Below are 21,348 nucleotides of genomic sequence, written 5' to 3'. Positions count from 1 at the left end.
AGATCGCGCCACGGACTGCCCGTGCGGACAATCCACAGCACCGCCTCTAGGAACAGCCGGTTATCTCTCCCGCTGCGTCCCGGGTCCGACGGCTTGCCCAGGCAGTGAGGCTCAAGCTTCGCCCACTGGGCGTCGATCAATACAAAGCGTTCCATCACAAGGGGGAATCACATCTGCGGATAAATGGGAATCCTAAATCCCCACAAACCTTAAGCCGCCTCTTCGTCCTGCCGAAGCCGCCGCAGCCTGGGCGGGGTCGCCATCTGAGCGGCTTCCTTGATGCCGATACGCAAATCCTCGCGGGTCTGGTGAATGGAGGCAATGACGGGCCCCATGGCGACGCCCAGATCGACCAGCGCGGTTTCGGCCAGTTGCAGCGAACTTTCCAATGTTTCCGGGACCGCATCGCTGGCGCCGACGCGATAAAGCTGCGCGGCATGGTCGGTATCGCGGGCGCGGGCGATGATCGGCAGGTCGGGCACCCAGCCCCGCACCCGCTGGGTCACGCGCACGGACAGCACTGGGTCGTCCATGGTCAGGATCAGCGCACGGGCATGGCCCAGTCGCAGCTTGTCCAGCATCTCAACCCGCGACACATCGCCGAACAATATGGGATAGCCCGCGCGCCGTGCGTCGGCGACAACATCGGGGTCGGATTCCACGACGATGAAGCGCTGCTTATGGATCTTGAGCAAATCGCACACCATGCGCCCGACCCGACCGAAGCCGATGACGACCGCGGCCGCTTCGGCATGTTCCTCGGTCGCATCGACGCGATCCTCGCCAAGCGCCATTTCCAGTCGCCGGGCAACGTCATGGCCGATCCGCGCCAGCAGAGGCGTGATCGTCAGGCCGATGGCGGTCACGATCTGCCAGAAGGCGGCGGTGGACGGCAGGATCAGTTGCGCCGCCGCCGCAGTGGACAGCACGATCAAAGTGGTTTCCGACGGGCTGGACATCAAGACGCCGACTTCCAGTGCCGTGCCTTTGCGCGCGCCGGAGAAATAGAGGAGCGCGGATGTCACCAACGTCTTGGCAAAGACAACGCCCACCACCGCTAATAGCAAGCTTTGCCAGTTTGCGAGAATGACCCGCAGATCGAGGCTCATCCCCACAGTGATGAGAAACACGCCGAGCGCCAGCCCCTTGAACGGCGCGGTCATCACTTCGACCTCGCCATGATAATCGGTTTCGGCGATCAGCAAACCGGCGAGCAGCGCGCCGACGATCGGCGACAGGCCCGCAATAGAGGTGGCAAGGCTGGATACGATGACGACCAACAGGCTGGCGGCGAGGAAGACTTCGGGGCTTTTGGTCCTTGCGGCCTGACTGAACACATGGGGCAGAAGAAAGCGGCCCATCACCAGCATGAAAGCGATGGTAATGCCACCGCGCAGCAACGTACCGCCCATCGCAGCCCATGCCCCGTCAGGACTGGCGGCGACGGAAGGGGCCAGGGCACCTAGCATGAAGATGATCGGGACCAGGGCCAGATCTTCGAACAAGAGCATTGAAAAGGCCGCGCGACCGACCGCGCTCTGCGTGCCGACCATGGGCAGAACGACTGCCGTGGACGAAAGGGCGAGGGCAAGGCCCAGTCCGATCGCACCTGCCGTCGGCTGCCCAAGCAGATACAGGCCGGCCGCGATGAGCATCGCGCTCAAGATCAGTTCCGCAGCACCGACGCCGAAAACCTGTGTTCGCATGGTCCATAATCGGCGGAAACTCAGTTCCAGTCCGATCGAAAACAGCAGCAATATGACGCCCAACTCGGCGAACGGCTCAATCGCCTCCTGATTCGAGATCGTCACATGATAGAGCCAGGGATATTGCCCGACGAGCGCGCCAAGGCCGGACGGTCCTACCGCCAGCCCGACGAGAATGAAGCCGATGACCGGACTGATGCGAAAGCGGGAAAAGCCGGGAATGACCAACCCTGCCGCGCCGAGAATGACGAGGGAGTCGCTAAAACTGTGGGGATTTATTGCACCGATCATGTGCCTACCATTGCGCCAAGTCAGCGCAATATCCAGTCATTTGGTTGAAAAATCTCGATGCGGCGCGACGTCACCCGTTTCCAGGCTCAATAGGTCTCACCACCGCAGGATATTCTGCCCGTGCCGCGATTGTCGATCGTACAGGCGGGCTTGCCGTTCACTGCAACATCGCCTGATCCCGTGGCGACGATCCTGGCGCTTACCTCGCCAGTCAAGGTAACGCTGCCCGGCCCATCATTGGAGATGCCTGCCTGTCGCGCCCGCAGCCCTCCTGCCGCGACCTCGCCTGGACCATTGACGCGGATATTGGCGACCCCTGCGCGACCGGCCAGTGTCATCCGGCCACCACCCGACAAGGCGGCGTCGAGGCGATCCAGTGCCACGTCCGTAACGTGCACATCGCCATTGCCGCCCAACATGATCTGCCCCTGCAATCCTTTCATCCGGTCGACTGTTACGGACCCGCCGCCGGTCAACATGATCCGTTCGACCATGCCGGTGGATAGCCGCAAGGTTGCCGAACCGCCGCTCCGTTCGCCCGACCGGGGACGCGCCATGGTGACGATGAGCAATCGGCCCGAAACATCGACCTTTAATCGATCAAGTGCCGCTTGATCGCCCTCCGCCCGTGCCGACGCGCCGCTGCCGGTCGTTATGACGACAGTGACGGGCGCATCCGCACGGATCGCATCGAAGCTGGTTATGGTGAAGCCGCGCGTCGCCGCCTGTGCGGGCGGTGCGATCAACAGTAGAGCCAGCGTCAGGGTGCGCAGCGCGCTTCGCCCGGTCCCATACTGTTGATCGTGCATTGCGCCTTGCCTTTCACTCTTACATCCCCCGCGCCCGTGATCTTGATAGCCACCCGGCCGTCCGACGCAATGTCGATATCCCCCGCGCCCAATGTTTCGATATCGGCGGCTCCGACCTTCAGGTCTTTACCGTCTATGTCGCCGGCACCTGTGGTCGACAGCTTCGCGCTCTCGGCCATGCCAGCGACCTTGATCGATCCGGCTCCGGTCATGTCAGCCGTCAAACGGCCGACATTGATATTGTCAGCACGAAAATCCCCCGCGCCCGTTAGGGACAGTTTCAACGCCTCGCCCTCGACCCGGTCGATGGAGAAATCGCCCGCGCCCGTCAGCGCGACAGAAGAGATAGCGGGCATAGTGACGAAAATTTTCACACTCTTGCTTCTGTCCTTACGGCCCCAATTCCAGATGCCTTTGGACTTGCGGCCGATGACCAGCTTGTCGCCCTTGACCGCAATGTCGAGGTCAGCGACCGCTGCGGCTTCGCCCTCCGCGCGAACGTTAAAGGGCGTACCGATCGTCACTGACACATCGTCTGGCCCTGTCGCATCTATTGCCGCAAAATCCTTAAGCGCTGCCCATTGCTGCGCGCTCGTTCGCGCGGATTCCTCAGCGGCAGACGGATCGGCGGAGCAGGCGGTCATGGCGGGTGCAAGACCAATAAGCAGGACAGTGCAGAGGCGGAAGGCGCGGGACATTGCAATCTCCATTACTGTATTGCTTTAATAATACACATTAACGCTAGCGGTTCCACCCCCCCTTGTTCGTATAAGCAGTTAGGGCAAGATAGGCCCCAACCGTCTTGGAGTTTCCATCATGCGTGCGCTTGTATCCGCCCTCCCGCTTCTTTCGCTGGCGTTGTCCGCGCCGGTGCTGGCGCAGGAGGATGGGGCGGCCTGGTGGGCGCATGTGCAGATATTGGCCGACGATGCGATGGAGGGGCGAGGGACCGGCACACCGGGTTATGACCGCGCCGCGGACTATGTCATCGGCCAGTTCAAGGCGCTGGGCCTCAAGCCCGCAGGGGTGGATGGCTACAAGCAGCCGGTCGATTTCGTTGAGCAGCGAATCCAGTCCGACCGCAGCAGCGCGGCGCTGGTCGGGCCACAGGGGGACGTGCCGCTGGCGGTGCCGGGCGACCTTATCTTCTCCGGCGGCGGCGGCCCGGTTCCGGAAAGCATTGATGCGCCGATGGTGTTCGCGGGCTATGGCCTGCATCTGCCCGAAGTCGGCCATGACGATTTTGCCGGGCTGGACCTTAAAGGCAAGATCGTGGTCGTCCTGTCGGGCGGGCCGACGACGATTTCGGGGGCGCTCAAATCCCATGCCCGGTCAGAGCGCGCGCAATGGCTCGCGGCGCAGGGGGCGGTCGGCATGATCATGCTGGTCACGCCGAAGCAGGTGGAGATACCCTGGACGCGACGCATCGCCCTGGCTGGGGCACCCGCTCTCTATTATCGCGATGCGGCGCTCCGCGAAACGCGCATGCCGTTTCTGGGCGCGCAGCTTGATCCCGCCAAGTCGGCAGCCCTTTTCGCCGGATCGGGGCAGGATTTTGCCGCCATTGCCGCCGCCGCCGATGCGTCCGCGCCGGTCGCCTCCTTTCCGCTTGCCGTGCGGCTCAAGGCACAGGTTGCCGCTACCCGGCGCGACCTTTCGTCGCCTAATCTGATCGCTATCCTGCCCGGCAGCGACCCGAAATTGCGCAATGAATATGTCGTTATGTCCGCGCATCTCGACGGCTATGGCATTGGTACGCCGATGAAGGGCGACGCCATCTATAATGGCGCGTTCGATAATGCGTCGGGCGTGGCCAGCCTGCTGGAAATCGCCAAAGCGCTCAAGGCCAGCAAGGTGAAGCCCAAACGCTCGATCCTCTTTGCTATGGTCACGGCGGAGGAGAAAGGCCTGCTTGGATCACGCTATTTCGCGCGGCGACCGACCGTGCCGCAGAAGAGCATCGTCGCGAACCTCAATTTCGATATGGCGCTGCCGATCTTCCCGCTGACCAGTGTGACGCCGGTCGGATATGACCAAAGCTCGCTGGGGGGCGTGGCGCAGGCGGTGAGCGCCGCGATGAATCTGCCGATCACGCCCGATCCTTTCCCGGACCGCAACGTCTTCATCCGTTCCGATCAATATGCCTTCATCCGTGAAGGCATTCCCGCGCTCTTCTTCAAATATGGCTTCAAAGCGGGCACGCCCGAAGCCGAAACGGAGAAAGCCTGGCGCGCGAACCTCTATCATTCGCCCTTCGACGATCTGAACCAGCCGGTGATGCCCGCCGAAACGGCGAAGCTGAACGCCTATGTGACGGCCGTGACGTTGCAGGTGGCGAACGCGGCGGAGCGGCCGACCTGGAATGAGAATAGCTTCTTCAAGCGGTTCGCGAAATAGGGTGCCGGGGGGATGACCTCCCCCCAGCGATAGACTTTACTTCTGGAAACCGGCGATGATCTTGAGTTCGACCGCATCGCCGACTACGGGCACGGCATAGCCAAGGCCAAAGTCGCTGCGCTTGATTGATCCGGTGGCGACGAAGCCGACATTTTCCTGCTTGTTCATCGGGTTGGCACCCGCGCCGTAAAATTCGGCATCCAACGTTACCGGCTTGGTGATATCCTTGATCGTGAGGTTGCCAGTGATGGTTGCGCCGGTGCCCTCTGCCTTGACGCTGGTGGACACAAATTTGGCGGTCGGGAATTTGGCGACATCGAAGAAGTCGGCCTTGAGCAGATGCTCGTCCAGCTTGGTCACGCCGGTCTTGAGGTTGGCGATCGGGATTTCGATGCTGACGGTAGAGGCGGATGGGTTCGCCTTGTCGAGGGTCAGCGTGCCGGTCGGTTCGGCAAAGATGCCGACATTATTTGTGAAGCCCATATGATCATAGGCAAAGACGACCTGGGTATGGCCACCATCGACCTTGTAGCTGCCACCGCTGACCTTCGCGACATCCTTCGCGCCTGGTACGCCCGTGGGGGCTTGCGCAATGACCATGCTGCCACCGGCAATGGCGACGAGGGCGGCGGCGGGAATGAGATATTTCTTCATGGGGAAGACTCCAGAAACGATCAAGGGACGCCACCACAATAGGTCGCGGTCATAACAAGTTCCAGAGTCGTAACAGGAAACGGTCCGTTCGACATAACCATGTCTTGCCGACGGACGGTGATGGCCATAGGCTGTTCATGCGGCACCATAGCGATGACCATTAAATCAACGCATGGCGTCCTTGCCCGCGCGGCCGACCGACTCGATATCGCGGCCGACGCCCTGCACCGTATTGCAGGCTGAAAGCACCAGGAGAAATCCGCTCATCAACAGGCACAGTGCCGGGCGCATCATGTCATCACTCCAATTTTACCGTCATCCTCCTCTATCGCCAGGCATCGGCGGCGGGAAGAGCTATTGCGCAGGTCATCGCCCGCGTCCGCTTGACAGCAGCGGCCTTCAATGCCAATGGCCGCTTCCTCCTTGCAGGGGGCGCGTAGCTCAGTGGTAGAGCACACCCTTCACACGGGTGGGGTCGCAGGTTCAATCCCTGCCGCGCCCACCATGGCTTTGACGCTATGACAGGACAGATTATTTCCCGGCATTGATCTTTTGATACGCGGCTTTAATCCTGCCGTCCTGATCCGGCGCGTGCGCGCGTCGAGCCCGAAAGGATGTCGATGCCCTCTTATCTGAAAGCCGGTGCCGCGCTTGGCGCGTTGTTGGTGAGTTCCGCTGTTGGCGTGCAGGCGCAGGAAAAGCTGACGCTGGAACGGGTGTTCGCGAGCCCCGATCTTGCCGGGCCACAACCGCGCGCGCTTACATTGTCGCCCGATGGAAAGCTGGTAACCTTGCTCAAGCCGCGCGCGGACGAGAAGGAGCGGCTCGACCTGTGGGCGATCGACACCGCCACCGGCGCGGAGCGGATGCTGGTCGATTCGAAGAAGACCGGCAGCGGCGCGGCGCTGAGCGAAGCGGAAAAGATGCAGCGCGAGCGGGATCGCAGCGTCGCGGGCAGCACCGGCATCACCAGCTATGACTGGTCGTCCGATGGCAAGACCATCCTCGTGCCCGTCGATGGCGACCTCTATCTCGCTGCGCTGGATGGCCAGGTGACACGCTTGACCGACACGCCCGATGGCGAGCTGAACGGCGTGGTCAGTCCCAAGGGGCGCTTCGTATCCTTCGTGCGCGGCGGCAACCTGTTCGTGCAGCCGATCGGCGGCGCGGAACGGCAGATCACGCAGGGCGCGAGCGATACGGTCAACTGGGGCGTGGCCGAGTTCGTCGCGCAGGAGGAAATGGACCGGCGCACGGGCTATTGGTGGTCGCCCGACGAGGCGATGATCGCGGTGGCGCGGGTCGATGAAGGCCCGGTCGGCATCGTCACCCGCACCGCGATCGGCGGGGAGGGGACCAAGGTTTATCAGCAACGCTATCCGGCGGCAGGCACGCCCAATGCGCTTGTCGACCTTTATGTGATGAAGCCGGATGGATCGGGCCAGGTGCAGGTCGATCTCGGCCCGGATCGCGACATCTATCTGGCGCGGGTCAACTGGTCGAAGGATGGCCGCACCCTCTATGTCCAGCGCGAAAGCCGCGACCAGAAGCGGCTCGATCTGCTGGCGGTCGATCCCGCGACCGGCAAGGGCCGGGTGATCCTTACGGAAACGGCGAAAAGTTGGGTCAACCTCTCCAACAATTTCCGGCCACTGGCCGACGGGAGTTTCCTGTGGTGGTCGGAAAAGACCGGCCATGGGCATCTGTATCATGTGCATGAAGGTAAATGGACGGCGCTGACCAGCGGCAAGTGGGACGTGCGCGACGTGGTGGGCGTGGATGAGGGCAAAGCCCTCGTCTATTTCACCGGCAATCGCGAAACGCCGCTGGAGCAGCAGCTTTATGTCGCGCCGCTGAAAAAGACCGGCGCGGCGCGGGCCTTGACGCGCAGTGGCTGGTGGAACGATGCGGTGATGGACGGCAAGGCCAGCCGGATCGTCGTCAGCCGTCAGAATAGCGACCAGCCAAAACAGGTCTATCTGGCTGACAATAAAGGCAAGCAGTTGCAATGGTTGTCGGAAAATGCGCTGACGGGCAGCCATCCTTATGCGCCCTATGTCGCCAGCCATGTGAAGACGACATTCGGCACGGTGAAGGCGGCGGACGGCACGACGCTCTATACCAAGATCATGACCCCGCCGATCGAGCAGGGGAAACGCTATCCGGTGTTCATGATCCATTATGGCGGCCCCGGCGGCGGGCGTCAGGTGACCAACAGTTGGAGCGGCGCGCTCAACCAATATCTGGTCGACCGGGGCTGGATCGTCTTTGCGATCGACAATCGCGGGACGCCCGATCGCGGCAAGGCGTTCGAGGACCATCTCTATCGCGCGATGGGCACGGTGGAGGTCGAGGACCAGTTGACCGGCGTAGACTGGCTCAAGGCGCAACCTTTTGTCGATCCAACGCGGATCGCGACCTATGGCTGGTCCTATGGCGGCTATATGTCGCTGAAGCTGCTGGAAAAAGCGCCGGGCGTGTTCGCGGCGGCTGTGGCTGGTGCGCCGGTGACGAAATGGGAACTGTATGACACCCATTATACCGAACGCTATCTGGGCCAGCCGCAGGATACACCCAGCGCTTATCCCGCGTCGGGCGCAGTCGAGGATTCGGTTAAGATTTTCGATCCGCTGCTGCTGATCCACGGCATGTCCGACGATAATGTCGTGTTCGACAATGCCACCGCACTGATGGCGAAGATGCAGGGCGGGGCTGTGCCGTTCGAGATGATGGCCTATCCCGGCCAGACCCATCGCGTCGGCGGGCCGGGCATCAGCGTGCATCTGTGGCGCACGATCGAGGACTTCCTGACCCGCCGCAGGGTTGCGCCTGCGCCATGACAGGCACTTTGCACCCGGAAGATGTCATGCGCCTTCAACAGGCCCTGGAGGCGTTGCAATCCGGGCGGGCCGCTGTCGCCGAACAAATGCTACGGGCGATGGACGTTCAGCTACGTAATCATCCCGATGCGCTGTATATATTCGCGTCCGCGCGCCGCGCCCAAGGCGACATGGCCGGAGCACGCCTGGCGTTCGAAGTTGCGTTGAAAGGGGCAGCGACCCATGCACAGCTTTGGAATGCCTATGGTAACCACCTGCATGACATGAAGGAAGGCGCCGCAGCCATAACAGCGCTGCAGCGAGCAACGGCGCTGCAGCCCCATTATGCGGAAGGTTGGATCAATCTGGCAATCGTAGCGACGGACCAGGCGCGGTTTGCAATTGCAGAAAAAGCGCTAGGGCAAGTGGCACGGATAGCCCCGCAGGATAATCGCATCCTTCATGTGCGGGCTATGTTGGAGCAGGCGCAAGGTCGGCCTGACGCGGCTGCAGAAGCGTATCGGGCCTTGCTCTTGCGAACCCCGTCGGACGTTCGAACATGCTATAATCTCGCTACTGCTTTGCGTGCCGCTGATGATCGTGCAGGCGCGCTCGAAGTTGTGGAACGCGCAATCGGAGGCGGATTGGACATCGCCCAGACGCTCACTTTGCGTGCGCACATTTTGGCCGAACAGGGGCGTGTCGATGAAGCAGTAGTCCAGTATCGCGCTGTGCTACGCCGTTTCCCTGATCATATTGATGCCCAGGATACGCTGGCCAGGCTGTTGCCACAGATCGGACGGGGGAGCGAAACGTTCGACTCTTTGGACCAGGCGATCGAACAGCGGCCACAACATCTCCCACTTCTGATGGCAGCCATTCGCGTTGCCATCGACATTCAGGATCATGAGCGCGCCTTGGCGTTTATAGATCGAGCGCAGCCGCTACTCAGTGATCCCAATCAGTTAGGCGTTGCCCGCATCCGCGCATTGGGTCTGGCCGGACGGCAAAAGGAAGCAATTGATGTGGGCCAAAGCCTTGCCGTGCTCGACCCGGTGCGTGTGGGCCTGCAAGCCAATCTGGCCCAATTGCTCCTAGCGCAGGGCGACCCCAAGCAGGCCCTAGGCCACGCGCTGCTCGCTACCCAATATGCGCCATTGGACCAGACGGGCTGGGCGCTGCTGACGGTCATATGGCGGCTGCTTGGGGATGAGCGTGAGCATTGGTTGGCGGACTATGATCACTATATATGTGAGCGCGATATTGGCACACCCGACGGGTGGAGCGATCAATCGACCTTTCTGGCAGATTTGCGCGAATCACTTGAGCGCTTGCATGTGACGACTGCCCATCCTGCCGATCAAACGTTGCGCGGCGGGACGCAGACACGCGGGGATTTGTTCGATCGGCGCAGTTGCCCCGTTATTATGGCACTCAAGCAGCAATTACGTCGATGCGTACAATCCGTATTGGCAGAATTGCCCGTTGAGGCCGGTCATCCATTTCTGAGTCGGCGTACTGGCGACATCCGATTTTCTGGATCATGGTCCGTCCGCCTCCGCGAGAGCGGCCACCATGTTCAGCACATTCATCCTCAAGGTTGGATTAGCTCGGCTTTCTATGTCGCCGTGCCTGATATTCTACCGACGGACCAGCATCCCAACGCGGGCGCGATCCTGTTCGGCGTACCCGACGAGGCCCTGAACCTGAACGCATTGTTGCCCCGCCGGGTGCTACAGCCGCAGGTCGGTCGGCTCGTACTTTTCCCCTCCTATCTATGGCATGGGACGGCACCTTTTTCGGGATCGCAATCGCGGATCACCGTCGCCTTTGATGCCTTGCCTGCCTGAAATCCCCTATCGCCAGGCGTGAAAAATCGCCCGGCGATAACGCTCCTTGCGGCGGAGCGGCATGGCCCATTTGCGCCAGCCCTCATTATCGAGCGCTTCTGGCAGCACCTGAAAGCGGCTATAGCCGAAGCGGCGGCACATTTCCTGCAGAGCTAGAATGTTGGGTGCCCAGAAATTGGTGGGATCGCCGTCCAGTTCCAGTTCGGTGAACAGCCGCATTGCGGGCACAGGCTCATGACGCAGCGCCGTTACCGTTTCGACCACCAGATGATCGCGGCTCATGGCGGCGGCGGCCTCCAGCGTGCGATAGGGGTCGGGCACATGGTAGAGGACGCCCAGCAACAGCACCATGTCGAACTGGCCTAGTTCCTCTACATTATGCTCCGATACGTCGAGATCAAGCGAGCGCACCTTGGACCCGAAACGGGCATGGGCATGATCGAAGCCGCGCTTGTCGCCCCAGCCCTGGCCCGACCAGCAGAAATGGTCGGTCGCCAGAACCTCCGCCGCGCCGCGTTGCTCGGCCTGAAAAGAGAAGAAACCATCCCAGGCTCCGATATCAAGCACGCGCTTACCCGCAAGCGGCGCGATGAAGATCTGATCGGCTTCTTCCTGCAGCGATGCTAGCGGCTTGATGCCATCGGCGCGGCTGCCGTCGGCGAAGGCGAAGCTGTGAAACCAGCGGTCGGGCAGGGGGGGCAGCAGCTCTGACTGCATCAGTTACGTTCCGATTCAGGAGGATGTTGGAGTAGGGGCTGTTCCGGCGCACGCGATAGGACGCGCGCTATCTGATCGACAAGCCCTTCTTTCTGGACAAATGGCCCAGTATCGCTATGGCGCGCACTCCGCAAGATTTGCTTTGGAGTGGAGAGTCTAGTCATGGGTTACAGGGTCGTCGTCGTAGGTGCCACCGGCAATGTGGGCCGCGAAATGCTGACCATTCTCGCCGAGCGCGAGTTCCCGATTGACGAGATCGCGGCCGTCGCTTCCTCACGTTCGCAGGGGCTGACCATCGATTTCGGCGACAGTGGCAAGACCATCAAATGCCAGAGTATCGAGCATTTCGACTTTACCGGCTGGGACATCGCCCTCTTTGCCGCGGGCAGCGGTCCGACGGCGCAATATGCGCCCAAGGCGGCCGCGGCCGGTTGCGTCGTGATCGACAACAGCTCGCTTTATCGCATGGACCCGGACGTTCCCTTGATCGTGCCGGAAGTGAACCCCGATGCGATCGACGGCTATAAGAAGAAGAACATCATCGCCAACCCCAACTGCTCGACCGCGCAAATGGTCGTGGCGTTGAAGCCGCTGCATGACTTTGCCAAGATCAAGCGCGTCGTCGTCGCGACCTATCAATCGGTGTCGGGCGCGGGCAAGGCGGGCATGGACGAACTGTTCGAACAGAGCCGCAACATCTTCGTCGGCGATCCGGCCGAGGCCAAAAAGTTTACCAAGCAGATCGCCTTCAACGTGATCCCGCATATCGACGTTTTCCTGGACGATGGTTCGACCAAGGAAGAATGGAAGATGGTGGCGGAAACCAAGAAGATCCTCGATCCCAAGATCAAGCTGACCGCGACCTGCGTGCGCGTTCCCGTGTTTGTCGGCCACAGCGAAGCTATCAACATCGAGTTCGAGAACGAGATTTCGGCCAAGGAAGCGCAGGACATATTGCGCGAGGCGCCCGGCATCATGCTGGTCGATAAGCGCGAGGATGGCGGCTACATCACGCCCATCGAATGCGTCGGCGATTTCGCGACCTTCATCAGCCGCGTGCGCGAGGATTCGACCGTCGACAATGGCATCAACCTGTGGTGCGTCAGCGATAATCTGCGCAAGGGCGCGGCGCTGAACGCAGTGCAGATCGCCGAACTGCTGGGCCGTCGCCACCTCAAAAAGGGCTGATAGCCTGATGATTACCGGCGCTGTCGCTGCCTGGAAGGCCGTTCCAGTCGCGCAGCGCCGGATGATCATCGCTCTGGCCGTGGCGGTCTGCCTGGCCAATATCGCACAGCCCTATCCTGATCTCGCGCCGCTCCAGCATGGGCCGACGGTTGCGCTGCTTTTCGCTGCACCGTGGCTGTTGCGGCGCTGGCCGCTGTCTACCGCAGTGATTGCCTGCGTCTTTATCTTCCTGTTGCTGCATACACTGGGCGCGCGCTGGATCTATTCCTATGTGCCTTATGACGACTGGGCGCGGGCGGTTGTCGGACATGACATCTCGTCCCTCCTAGGCACGACCCGCAACGGATATGACCGGCTGGTTCATTTCGCCTTTGGCGCTTTGCTGACCCTACCGATGGTGGAGATCGCCCGTAAATTCGGCGGCCTTGGCAGCGGATGGAGCCTTGTTTTTGCTTTCGCGTTCATCGCGCTGGGCAGTGCTCTCTACGAGATTTTCGAGTGGTTGCTTACCCTCATCGCCGCGGGCGAGACGGCGGATTATTATAACGGCCAGCAAGGCGACGTGTGGGATGCGCAGAAGGATATGGCGGCCGCACAAGTCGGCAGCGCCCTCGCTTTGATCCCACTCTTGCGCCGCCGTGACTGACGCCATATCGGCAAACTGCCCTAGCCAAAGGACCATGCCATGACCGACCTTCCCATCGAACGCCATGATATAAAGGGTTTCGACGGCCTGCCGATCGCGGTGCATGTTGCCGGCAAAGGGCGGGATATGGTGTTGATCCATGGCTATTTCTCCAACGCTTACACCAACTGGATTCGCTATGGCCATGCTGCCAAGCTGGCGGCGGCGGGCTTCCGCCTGATCATGCCCGACCTGCGCGGGCATGGGGAAAGCGGCAAGCCGCATGATGCCGCCGCCTATCCACCCGATGCGCTGACCGATGACGGTTTGGCGCTGATCGAACAAATGGGGCTGACCGATTATGATCTGGGCGGCTATTCGCTCGGTGCGCGGACCACGGTGCGGATGCTGGCGCGCGGCGCGACCCCGCGCCGGGTGATTCTGGCGGGTATGGGGTTGCGCGGGCTGGTGCAATCGCTCGACAATGGCGGCTATTATCAGAATGTGCTTACCAACCTCGGCACGTTCGAACGCGGCACGTCGCAATGGATGACCGAAGCCTTCCTCAAGACGACCAAGGGCGATCCGGTGGCCCTGCTTCATATCCTCAACACATTCGTCGATACGCCCGAAGCCGTCATTGCCAGTATCACGCAGCCGACCAAGGTCATCTGCGGCGCGGACGATCAGGATAATGGCGTGGCGCAGGAACTGGCCGATATTTTGCCCCATGGCAGCTATGCCGAGATTCCCGGCAACCATATGAATGCAGTCACCCGCAAGGAGATGGGGCAGACGATGGTCGATTTCCTGACCGCTTGACGGCGTATCACGGTCAGGTCACTCTCCCCTCATAAGCCTAATGAGGGGACTTCCCATGAAAATCGCCGTCTCGGTCGCTGCACTTGCGGCCGCTCTTATGATATCGCCCGCCATGGCGCAGCAGGTGCCTGCGCCGACGGCCGCCGAGGCCGACGCTTTCCTCGCCAAGGCGGAAAAGGCGATGTTCGACCATTCGCTGATTTCGAGCCGGGCCGCCTGGATCAATTCCACCTATATCAGCGACGACAGTGACGCTGTCGCCGCCTATTTCGGTGCGATCGGCACCACCATGACGGTCGATTACGCGCTGGAGGCGGCGAAATACGCGACCGCGTCGGGCCTGTCGGTGGAAACCAAGCGGCGGCTCGACCTGCTGCGCACCGCACTCACTTTGCCTGCCCCGACGACGCCGGGCGCATCCCAACAGTTGAACGACCTCTCGACCCGGCTGCAATCCACCTATGGCAAAGGCAAGGGCACGCTGAACGGTCAGCCGATCAACGGTAGCGATATCGAAGAGAAGATGGGCTCCAGCCGCAATCCGCAGGAACTCAAGGAAATGTGGCTGAGCTGGCACGATAATGTCGGCGCGCCGATGCGCGGCGATTATGCCAAGCTGGTCGATATTGCCAATGCCGGGGCCAAGGAACTGGGCTTTGCCGACACCGGCGCGATGTGGCGGTCGAAATATGACATGCCTGCGGACGACTTCGCCAAGCTGACCGACAAGATCTGGGCGGAGGTGAAGCCGCTTTATGACGAATTGCATTGCTACACCCGCACCAAGCTGAACGAGACATATGGGGCAGAGGTGCAGCCCGCGACCGGCCCGATCCGCGCTGACCTGCTTGGCAATATGTGGGCGCAGGAATGGGGCAATATCTATGATGTGGTGGCCCCGTCGGGCGCTGGCGACCTGGGTTTCGATGTAGGCGACCTGCTCAAGGCCAAGGGCTTTGTCGAAACCCGGCCCGATCAGGTGGATGGCCCCGATACGCCGGAAAAGCAGCGGCGCGGTTATTGGGAAAAGCAGATGTTCAAGATCGGCGAGGGCTTCTATTCGTCGCTAGGGCTGGAGCCGCTGCCCGCGACCTTCTGGGACCGCACCCAGTTCATCAAGCCGCTCGACCGGGAAGTCGTGTGCCATGCGTCCGCCTGGGATCTGGACAATAAGGACGACCTGCGCGTCAAAATGTGTACCAAGATCAACAGCGACGATTTCGTGACCATCCATCACGAACTGGGGCATAATTATTATCAACGCGCCTATAACAAGCATCCCTATCTCTATCTGGACGGGGCCAATGACGGCTTCCATGAAGCGATCGGCGATTTCGTGGCGCTGTCGATCACGCCCGATTATCTGGTGAAGATTGGCCTGCTCGATGCCGCCAAGGTGCCCGGCGCGGACAAGGATCTGGGGCTGTTGCTGCGACAGGCGATGGACAAGGTCGCGTTCCTGCCTTTCGGCCTACTGATCGACAAATGGCGCTGGGGCGTGTTCGACGGGTCTATCCCGCAGAATCAGATGCAGAAGGGCTGGACCGATCTGCGCCTGCAATATCAGGGCATCGTCCCGCCCGCACCGCGGGACGAGACGAAGTTCGATCCCGGCGGAAAATATCACATCCCCGGCAACACGCCCTATACGCGCTACTTCCTGGCGCGTATTCTGCAATTCCAGTTCTACGAAGCAGCGTGCAAGCAAGCAGGCTGGAAGGGGCCGCTCCATCGTTGTTCCTTCTATGGCAACAAAGATGTCGGGGCGACGCTCAACGCCATGCTGGAAATGGGTGCGTCCAAACCCTGGCCCGATGCCTTGCAAACCTTTACCGGAAGCCGAAATATTTCGGGGAAAGCGATGACAGCCTATTTCGCACCACTGCAAAAATGGCTGATCGCACAGAATAAAGGTAAGTCTTGCGGCTGGTAAATTCAGTGTAAAGTCTTTAAGGGCCGCCCCCCATGAACCCGGCGATCATCATCATTGCCCTGCTGTTCTTCACCAGTGTCATCATGGCACTGGCGATGGGGGTGGCGTGGCTGCATTTTGGCCGACAGCGGCATGTGTTGAGTTGGGCGCTATCCTATGCGGCCGCGATGGTCCAATGGTTGGCGAATGGCGGCGGTATCGCCCTTAACAGCGGCGGGCTGATGGCGCTGACAGCCTGTTGCATCGTCATCAGTAGTACATTGATGCTGGTCGGTGTGCGGCAGCGATCGGGTCGGCCCGTGCCTTGGCGCAGATTGATCGTGCTTGGCGCGCTGGTCAGCGGCGGAGGCATTTATGTATCGCTGATAGGCGATCGGTCGCTGCAGGGCATGGTCGTGCCGTCCTATGTCGCTGTGCTGATGCTGTGGGCCGCAGCGGCCTTGTGGCCTCGCAACCGCCGGTTCAGCGCCCCGGAGATGGCCTTTTTCTGCATGAGCCTGATGCTCGCGCTATTCGAGGTCGGGTTGGTCGTCAGCGCCGCCATGGATCTGGGGCGAGCACCGGGTCAAGGGTTGGCGCTGTATCGCGCCCTGCTGGGATTGGGACTGCCATCCATCTATGTCGGCCTTGGCGTCGCGGCAGTGATGGTCGTCGCTGGCGACCTTGCCCATCAACTGCGCAAGCAGATGCGGCACGATCCTCTTACCAATGTCCTGAACCGGCGCGGCCTGGATGAGGCGGCGGCGCGCGCAATGGCCCATGCCAACCGGCATCAACGCCCGTTGGCGCTGGTGATCTGCGATCTGGATGGGTTCAAGGCCCTCAATGATGGCCATGGCCATATTGCGGGCGACGCAGCGCTCTGTGGCTTTGCCCGACTGCTCGCCAGTGCGGTGCGTCGCGGCGATATTGTAGCCCGCATGGGTGGAGATGAGTTTGGGCTAGTGCTGATCGATACCGATGCCGCCGCCGCTGCGGATGTCATGGAGCGCGTGAGGGCTGAAATAGGCTTCCTTGTCCTGCCATATGCCCCCCAAACCGCCTTGCGGGCGAGCTTTGGCGTTGCCGAAATGATTGCCACGGATGACAGCCTGGAGGATATGGTCGCGCGCGCGGACAAGGCGCTTTACGATGCCAAGAAAGAGGGCAAGAACCGCGTCGCCATCTGGCGTGCGGCAGCCTGATCTGCGGCCACCTGATCAGCGGAAGGGCGGTTCGTTGAAGGCGCGCAGCTTGCGACTGTGTAGTTTGGCCCCTTCCTCGCGCAGCAATTCGCAAGTCATCAGCCCGACACGCAAATGGCCCGCAATTGCCTCTTCATAGAAGCGGTTGGCCTGTCCCGGCAGCTTGAGTTCGCCGTGGATCGGCTTGTCGGACACGCAGAGCAGCGTGCCGTAGGGGACGCGGAAACGATAGCCCTGCGCCGCGATCGTCGCCGATTCCATGTCGATACCCACCGCTCGCGACAGGCTGAATCGCAGCGCCGAGCTGGAATAGCGCAATTCCCAATTCCGGTCGTCGGTGGTGACGACGGTGCCGGTGCGCAGGCGACGGCGGAAATCCTCCTTGTCGCCACCGCCCAGCACCGCTTCGGCCGCGCTCGCCATGGCGACCTGCACTTCGGCGATGGCCGGGACAGGGATTTCGGGCGGCAGCATGGCGTCCAGCACCTTGTCGTCGCGCAGATAGGCGTGGGCCAGTACATAGTCGCCAATCCGCTGGCTGGGGCGCAGGCCGCCGCAATGGCCGATCATCAGCCAGGCTTCGGGGCGCACCACCGCGAGATGATCGCAGATCGTCTTGGCATTGGCCGGGCCGACGCCGATATTGACGAGGGTGATGCCGCTGCGATCAGGCGCGATAAGGTGATAGGCGGGCATCTGGTGCCGGCGCCAGGCGCTGTCGGCGATCATCCGCGCAGGGTCGGCGGTTTCGGACGTGACATAGACGCCGCCTGCCCCCGACAGGGCGGTGAAGCGGCTGCCCTCGCGCTTTAGCTCGGCGCAGGCCCAGGCCACGAATTCATCGACATAACGATGATAGTTGGTGAACAGGATATAGCGCTGCACATCCTCTGCGGGCGTGCCGGTATAATGTTTTAGCCGCGCCAGCGAAAAATCGGTGCGCAGCCCGTCGAACAGCGCCAAGGGCCGGTCGCCATCGGCATTGGGAATGAACAGCCCATCGGCGATTTCGTCGCCGATCTCGGCCAGCTCGGTCGCCGGAAAATGCCGCGCCAATTCGGTCGGCGGCGTGCCATCGAGTGCGCTGATGTCCAGCCCGTCCAGCACATAGGGGAAGGGGATTTGCTGGGTGCTGAGACCCGTTTCCACCTCGACGCCATAGTCGCGGACCAAAAGGTCAATCTGTTCGGCCAGATAGTCGGCGAACATCGCCGGGCGGGTGATGGTGGTCACATAGCGGCCGGGCTTCGACAGGCGCGCGAACGATCGGCCGGGCGGCGGCATGTCGCTTTCGCCATGATAGATTATCCGCAGTTCGGGATAGCAGAAAAGCCTTTCGCTGCGCGCGGTGGCCGCAGGCACGCTGCCGTCGCGGGCGTAGGCGCGCATGGCCTCACGCAGATTTTCGATGGACGTCTGATAGATATGGTCGAGTTGCGCGACCGTCGCCTTGCCGATGCTCTGTGTCATCGCCCCCTGTTACCGCCTTTGCGTGACGGAAGGAAGACGCTTGCTGCAACAAAGGCGCGCTGGTTGTCCAGCGCGCCTTCACAGTGATCAGAGCTGGCCCAACATATGGTCGGCCGAGGAAACCTTATAGTCGCCTGGTTCCTCGACGTTGAGTTCGGCGACGACGCCGTCCTTGACGATCATCGAGAAGCGCTGGCCGCGCGTGCCGAGTCCGAACTTGCTGCCGTCCATGGTCAGGCCGACTGCCTTGGCGAAATCGCCATTGCCGTCGGCCAGCATCGTCACCTTGTCGTCGGCACCGGCAGACTTGCCCCAGGCACCCATGACGAACACATCGTTGACAGCGGTGCAGGCGATTTCATCCACGCCCTTGGCTTTGAGCGCGTCAGCCTTTTCAACGAAGCCGGGCAAATGCTTGGCCGAACAGGTCGGGGTGAAGGCGCCCGGCACTGAGAAGATGGCGACGGTGCGGCCAGCGAAAAACTCGTCCGAAGCCACGGCTTCGGGGCCGTTTTGCGTCATCTTGGTAAAGGTCGTGCTGGGCAGGCGCTCGCCTGTGGCAATGGTCATGATCATATCTCCTGGCCTTGTGTCGGGCGGGAGGTCGGGCTTGGCGGTCCGACTGTCAAGGGGACAGAGCGTCATGCAAGCCGTCCTTGGCAATGCCGTGCGTCCGGCTATAGTCGGGCGATGGACCAGTCACGCTTCTATGGCGGGCATTTCCTGCTCGCGCTTCCCGGCATGGACGACATGCGCTTCGATCATTCGGTGATCGCGCTGTGCGTGCATGACGAACATGGCGCGCTGGGCATCGCCGTGGGCGAGGAAATGGAGGAGGTGCGGCTGCGCGACCTGCTCGAAAGTTTCGATATCGACGGCAGCGGCGTGCCGGACAGGCCCGTGCTGCGCGGCGGCCCGGTTGAGCCGCGGCGGGGCTTCGTGCTGCATTCGCTCGACTGGGCAGGACAGGACATGGTGCAGGTCGATGACCGCTGGGGCCTGTCTGGTTCGCTCGATATCTTGAAGGCGATCGGGGAAGGGCGGGGGCCGAGCCGCTATCTCGTGGCGCTGGGCTATGCCGGATGGGGCGCAGGCCAGTTGGAACAGGAGATGACCGGCGAAAGCTGGTTCCTGGCGCCGGGGGACACGGATATGCTGTTCGAAACGCCCGCACGCCGCAAATGGTCGGCTATCTTCGCGGCGATGGGCATCGATTCGTCGCATCTGGTGAGCGGCGCCGGGTCCGCTTGAGTGCCACAGGCGATAGGCACATAAAGACATCTTTATATTGCATTGCCATCAGGCCCGCCGCTTGGTAAAGCCCGGCCCATCGTCGCCGCCCGGCTCATGTCAGCGGTGCCAGCCTTTATTTGACTGACGGAGATATGCTCGTGGCCACCGTACCCGCCGCCAAGGCGCAGGATTATGTGATTGCCGATATCGGCCTCGCTGCCTTTGGCCGCAAGGAAATGGATATTGCCGAAACCGAAATGCCGGGCCTGATGGCGCTGCGCGAGGAATTCGGCGCGTCGCAGCCGTTGAAAGGCGCGCGCATCACTGGTTCGCTGCACATGACGATCCAGACCGCCGTGCTGATCGAAACGCTGACCGCGCTGGGCGCGGAAGTGCGCTGGGCGACTTGCAACATCTATTCGACGCAGGACCATGCCGCTGCCGCAATCGCCGCGTCGGGCGTGCCCGTATTCGCCATCAAGGGCGAAACGCTCCAGGAATATTGGGACTATGTCGAGCGCATCTTCGACTGGCACAATCATGAGTCCGGCGTTTGCAACATGATCCTGGACGATGGCGGCGACGCCACCATGTTCGCGTTGTGGGGCGCGCGGGTCGAGGCCGGTGAAGAATTGTTCACGCCGTCGAACGAGGAAGAGGAAATCTTCTGCGCTGTGCTCAAGCGCGTCCTGGCCGAGCGTCCGGGCTGGTTGACCAAGACCGTCGCCAGCATCAAGGGCGTGTCGGAAGAAACCACCACCGGCGTCCATCGTCTCTATGAGCTGGCCAAGAAGGGCAAGCTGCCTTTCCCCGCGATCAACGTGAACGACAGCGTCACCAAATCGAAGTTCGACAATCTCTATGGCTGCAAGGAATCGCTGGTCGATGCGATCCGTCGCGGCACCGACGTCATGCTGGCTGGCAAGGTCGCCTGCGTCGCGGGCTTCGGCGATGTCGGCAAGGGCTCGGCCGCTTCGCTCCGCAATGGCGGCGCGCGCGTGCTGGTGACCGAAGTCGATCCGATCTGCGCGTTGCAGGCTGCGATGGAAGGCTATGAAGTCGTGACGATGGAAGAAGCAGCGCCCCGCGCCGACATCTTCGTCACCGCGACGGGCAACGAAGCCGTGCTGACCGTCGATCATATGCGCGCCATGAAGAATATGGCGATCGTGTCCAACATCGGCCATTTCGACAGCGAGATCGAGATTGCGGGCCTCGCCAATATGAAGTGGACCGAGATCAAGCCGCAGGTCGACGAAGTCGAATTCCCCGATGGCAAGAAGATCATCGTCCTGTCGAAGGGTCGCCTCGTTAACCTGGGCAACGCCACCGGCCATCCGAGCTTCGTGATGTCGGCCAGCTTCACCAATCAGACGCTGGCGCAGATCGAGCTTTGGACCAAGAGCGAGCAATATGGCAACGACGTCTATGTCCTGCCCAAGCATCTGGACGAAAAGGTCGCCGAACTGCATCTGGAAAAGCTGGGCGTGAAGCTCACCAAGCTGAGCCAGCGCCAGGCCGACTATATCGGCGTGCCGGTCGAAGGGCCGTTCAAGCCCGACCACTACCGCTACTGATAATTGGTGATCCTCCCCTTGCAGGGGAGGTGGCTGGCCATAGGCCAGACGGAGGGGTGTCACCCTATCGATA

At 61.5% G+C, this 21,348-nt stretch carries 19 protein-coding genes and 1 tRNA gene; 11 read left to right on the top strand and 9 right to left on the bottom strand.

All coding sequences use genetic code 11. From position 1 onward, the window contains the following. From V2I08_RS03395 to V2I08_RS03380, 4 genes are all read right to left on the bottom strand, one after another. Nucleotides 1-155, bottom strand: a 155-nt coding sequence (locus tag V2I08_RS03395; RefSeq protein ID WP_349633919.1) for a transposase, incomplete at its 3' end; no start/stop codon positions are given. A gap of 54 nt (nucleotides 156-209) precedes the next feature. After that, nucleotides 210-1,997, bottom strand: coding sequence for a cation:proton antiporter (locus V2I08_RS03390; protein WP_349633918.1), 1,788 nt, complete (start codon nucleotides 1,995-1,997; stop codon nucleotides 210-212). Between the two features lie 86 nt (nucleotides 1,998-2,083). After that, nucleotides 2,084-2,806 (bottom strand): GIN domain-containing protein, encoded by a 723-nt coding sequence (locus V2I08_RS03385; protein ID WP_349633917.1) that lies wholly within the window; start codon nucleotides 2,804-2,806, stop codon nucleotides 2,084-2,086. Beyond that, nucleotides 2,758-3,504, bottom strand: coding sequence for a head GIN domain-containing protein (locus V2I08_RS03380; RefSeq protein ID WP_349633916.1), 747 nt, complete (start codon nucleotides 3,502-3,504; stop codon nucleotides 2,758-2,760). The genes V2I08_RS03385 and V2I08_RS03380 overlap by 49 nt, the downstream gene beginning before the upstream one ends. Before the next feature lie 118 nt (nucleotides 3,505-3,622). Between V2I08_RS03380 and V2I08_RS03375 the strand changes: the two genes are divergently transcribed. Beyond that, nucleotides 3,623-5,203, top strand: a complete 1,581-nt coding sequence (locus tag V2I08_RS03375) for a M28 family metallopeptidase (protein WP_349633915.1) — start codon at nucleotides 3,623-3,625, stop codon at nucleotides 5,201-5,203. Nucleotides 5,204-5,239: 36 nt separating this feature from the next. Here V2I08_RS03375 and V2I08_RS03370 read toward each other — a convergent pair whose 3' ends face one another. Together V2I08_RS03370 and V2I08_RS03365 are read right to left on the bottom strand one after the other, a co-directional pair. Further along, nucleotides 5,240-5,857: a YceI family protein gene (locus V2I08_RS03370; protein WP_310223905.1), complete on the bottom strand. Its 618-nt coding sequence runs from the start codon at nucleotides 5,855-5,857 to the stop codon at nucleotides 5,240-5,242. Nucleotides 5,858-6,022: 165 nt separating this feature from the next. Further along, complete coding sequence (locus V2I08_RS03365; RefSeq protein WP_310223947.1) at nucleotides 6,023-6,148, bottom strand: entericidin A/B family lipoprotein; 126 nt, start codon at nucleotides 6,146-6,148, stop codon at nucleotides 6,023-6,025. Nucleotides 6,149-6,287: 139 nt separating this feature from the next. Here V2I08_RS03365 and V2I08_RS03360 point away from each other — a divergent pair. From V2I08_RS03360 to V2I08_RS03350, 3 genes are all read left to right on the top strand, one after another. Beyond that, nucleotides 6,288-6,362 (top strand) — tRNA-Val (locus V2I08_RS03360). Nucleotides 6,363-6,477: 115 nt separating this feature from the next. Then, on the top strand, nucleotides 6,478-8,697 hold the full coding sequence (locus V2I08_RS03355; protein WP_349633914.1) for a S9 family peptidase: 2,220 nt from the start codon (nucleotides 6,478-6,480) through the stop codon (nucleotides 8,695-8,697). Between the two features lie 8 nt (nucleotides 8,698-8,705). Beyond that, nucleotides 8,706-10,526: a putative 2OG-Fe(II) oxygenase gene (locus V2I08_RS03350; RefSeq protein WP_349633913.1), complete on the top strand. Its 1,821-nt coding sequence runs from the start codon at nucleotides 8,706-8,708 to the stop codon at nucleotides 10,524-10,526. A gap of 6 nt (nucleotides 10,527-10,532) precedes the next feature. Here V2I08_RS03350 and V2I08_RS03345 read toward each other — a convergent pair whose 3' ends face one another. Then, entirely contained in the window at nucleotides 10,533-11,243 is a 711-nt protein-coding gene (locus tag V2I08_RS03345) for a methyltransferase domain-containing protein (RefSeq protein ID WP_349633912.1), read from the bottom strand. Nucleotides 11,244-11,405: 162 nt separating this feature from the next. Here V2I08_RS03345 and V2I08_RS03340 point away from each other — a divergent pair, with 162 nt between their 5' ends. Genes V2I08_RS03340 through V2I08_RS03320 form a run of 5 tightly spaced genes read left to right on the top strand, consistent with a single transcriptional unit; the run spans nucleotide 11,406 to nucleotide 16,995 of the window. Continuing rightward, nucleotides 11,406-12,431, top strand: a complete 1,026-nt coding sequence (locus V2I08_RS03340) for an aspartate-semialdehyde dehydrogenase (protein ID WP_349633911.1) — start codon at nucleotides 11,406-11,408, stop codon at nucleotides 12,429-12,431. A 7-nt stretch (nucleotides 12,432-12,438) separates the two neighbouring features. Further along, on the top strand, nucleotides 12,439-13,077 hold the full coding sequence (locus V2I08_RS03335; RefSeq protein ID WP_349633910.1) for a DUF2238 domain-containing protein: 639 nt from the start codon (nucleotides 12,439-12,441) through the stop codon (nucleotides 13,075-13,077). Between the two features lie 39 nt (nucleotides 13,078-13,116). Continuing rightward, complete coding sequence (locus tag V2I08_RS03330) at nucleotides 13,117-13,878, top strand: alpha/beta fold hydrolase (RefSeq protein ID WP_349633909.1); 762 nt, start codon at nucleotides 13,117-13,119, stop codon at nucleotides 13,876-13,878. 55 nt (nucleotides 13,879-13,933) lie between these two features. Next, nucleotides 13,934-15,811: a M2 family metallopeptidase gene (locus tag V2I08_RS03325; protein WP_349633908.1), complete on the top strand. Its 1,878-nt coding sequence runs from the start codon at nucleotides 13,934-13,936 to the stop codon at nucleotides 15,809-15,811. A 32-nt stretch (nucleotides 15,812-15,843) separates the two neighbouring features. Next, nucleotides 15,844-16,995: a GGDEF domain-containing protein gene (locus tag V2I08_RS03320; RefSeq protein ID WP_349633907.1), complete on the top strand. Its 1,152-nt coding sequence runs from the start codon at nucleotides 15,844-15,846 to the stop codon at nucleotides 16,993-16,995. Nucleotides 16,996-17,010: 15 nt separating this feature from the next. Here V2I08_RS03320 and V2I08_RS03315 read toward each other — a convergent pair whose 3' ends face one another. Beyond that, nucleotides 17,011-18,465 (bottom strand): AMP nucleosidase, encoded by a 1,455-nt coding sequence (locus tag V2I08_RS03315; protein WP_349633906.1) that lies wholly within the window; start codon nucleotides 18,463-18,465, stop codon nucleotides 17,011-17,013. Between the two features lie 87 nt (nucleotides 18,466-18,552). Then, complete coding sequence (locus V2I08_RS03310; RefSeq protein WP_349633905.1) at nucleotides 18,553-19,035, bottom strand: peroxiredoxin; 483 nt, start codon at nucleotides 19,033-19,035, stop codon at nucleotides 18,553-18,555. 120 nt (nucleotides 19,036-19,155) lie between these two features. Between V2I08_RS03310 and V2I08_RS03305 the strand changes: the two genes are divergently transcribed. Both V2I08_RS03305 and ahcY read left to right on the top strand, forming a co-directional pair. Beyond that, nucleotides 19,156-19,716, top strand: a complete 561-nt coding sequence (locus V2I08_RS03305) for a YqgE/AlgH family protein (RefSeq protein ID WP_349633904.1) — start codon at nucleotides 19,156-19,158, stop codon at nucleotides 19,714-19,716. A gap of 140 nt (nucleotides 19,717-19,856) precedes the next feature. After that, nucleotides 19,857-21,275 (top strand): adenosylhomocysteinase, encoded by a 1,419-nt coding sequence (ahcY, locus tag V2I08_RS03300; RefSeq protein ID WP_349633903.1) that lies wholly within the window; start codon nucleotides 19,857-19,859, stop codon nucleotides 21,273-21,275. Nucleotides 21,276-21,348 lie beyond the last annotated feature (73 nt).

The sequence above is a fragment of the Sphingobium sp. MK2 genome (genome assembly GCF_040170545.1).
Lineage (GTDB): Bacteria > Pseudomonadota > Alphaproteobacteria > Sphingomonadales > Sphingomonadaceae > Sphingobium.
This window is presented reverse-complemented; position numbering and strand designations above follow the sequence as displayed.

Excerpts from the sequence above, each read along its gene's own strand:
- V2I08_RS03320 (WP_349633907.1), top strand. The coding sequence starts at position 15,844 with ATGAACCCGGCGATCATCATCATTGCCCTGCTGTTCTTCACCAGTGTC.
- V2I08_RS03310 (WP_349633905.1), bottom strand. The coding sequence starts at position 19,035 with ATGACCATTGCCACAGGCGAGCGCCTGCCCAGCACGACCTTTACCAAG.
- V2I08_RS03385 (WP_349633917.1), bottom strand. The coding sequence starts at position 2,806 with ATGCACGATCAACAGTATGGGACCGGGCGAAGCGCGCTGCGCACCCTG.
- V2I08_RS03340 (WP_349633911.1), top strand. The coding sequence starts at position 11,406 with ATGGGTTACAGGGTCGTCGTCGTAGGTGCCACCGGCAATGTGGGCCGC.
- V2I08_RS03375 (WP_349633915.1), top strand. The coding sequence starts at position 3,623 with ATGCGTGCGCTTGTATCCGCCCTCCCGCTTCTTTCGCTGGCGTTGTCC.
- V2I08_RS03380 (WP_349633916.1), bottom strand. The coding sequence starts at position 3,504 with ATGTCCCGCGCCTTCCGCCTCTGCACTGTCCTGCTTATTGGTCTTGCA.
- V2I08_RS03355 (WP_349633914.1), top strand. The coding sequence starts at position 6,478 with ATGCCCTCTTATCTGAAAGCCGGTGCCGCGCTTGGCGCGTTGTTGGTG.
- V2I08_RS03390 (WP_349633918.1), bottom strand. The coding sequence starts at position 1,997 with ATGATCGGTGCAATAAATCCCCACAGTTTTAGCGACTCCCTCGTCATT.
- V2I08_RS03315 (WP_349633906.1), bottom strand. The coding sequence starts at position 18,465 with ATGACACAGAGCATCGGCAAGGCGACGGTCGCGCAACTCGACCATATC.
- V2I08_RS03305 (WP_349633904.1), top strand. The coding sequence starts at position 19,156 with ATGGACCAGTCACGCTTCTATGGCGGGCATTTCCTGCTCGCGCTTCCC.
- V2I08_RS03330 (WP_349633909.1), top strand. The coding sequence starts at position 13,117 with ATGACCGACCTTCCCATCGAACGCCATGATATAAAGGGTTTCGACGGC.
- V2I08_RS03325 (WP_349633908.1), top strand. The coding sequence starts at position 13,934 with ATGAAAATCGCCGTCTCGGTCGCTGCACTTGCGGCCGCTCTTATGATA.
- V2I08_RS03335 (WP_349633910.1), top strand. The coding sequence starts at position 12,439 with ATGATTACCGGCGCTGTCGCTGCCTGGAAGGCCGTTCCAGTCGCGCAG.
- V2I08_RS03365 (WP_310223947.1), bottom strand. The coding sequence starts at position 6,148 with ATGCGCCCGGCACTGTGCCTGTTGATGAGCGGATTTCTCCTGGTGCTT.
- V2I08_RS03370 (WP_310223905.1), bottom strand. The coding sequence starts at position 5,857 with ATGAAGAAATATCTCATTCCCGCCGCCGCCCTCGTCGCCATTGCCGGT.
- V2I08_RS03345 (WP_349633912.1), bottom strand. The coding sequence starts at position 11,243 with ATGCAGTCAGAGCTGCTGCCCCCCCTGCCCGACCGCTGGTTTCACAGC.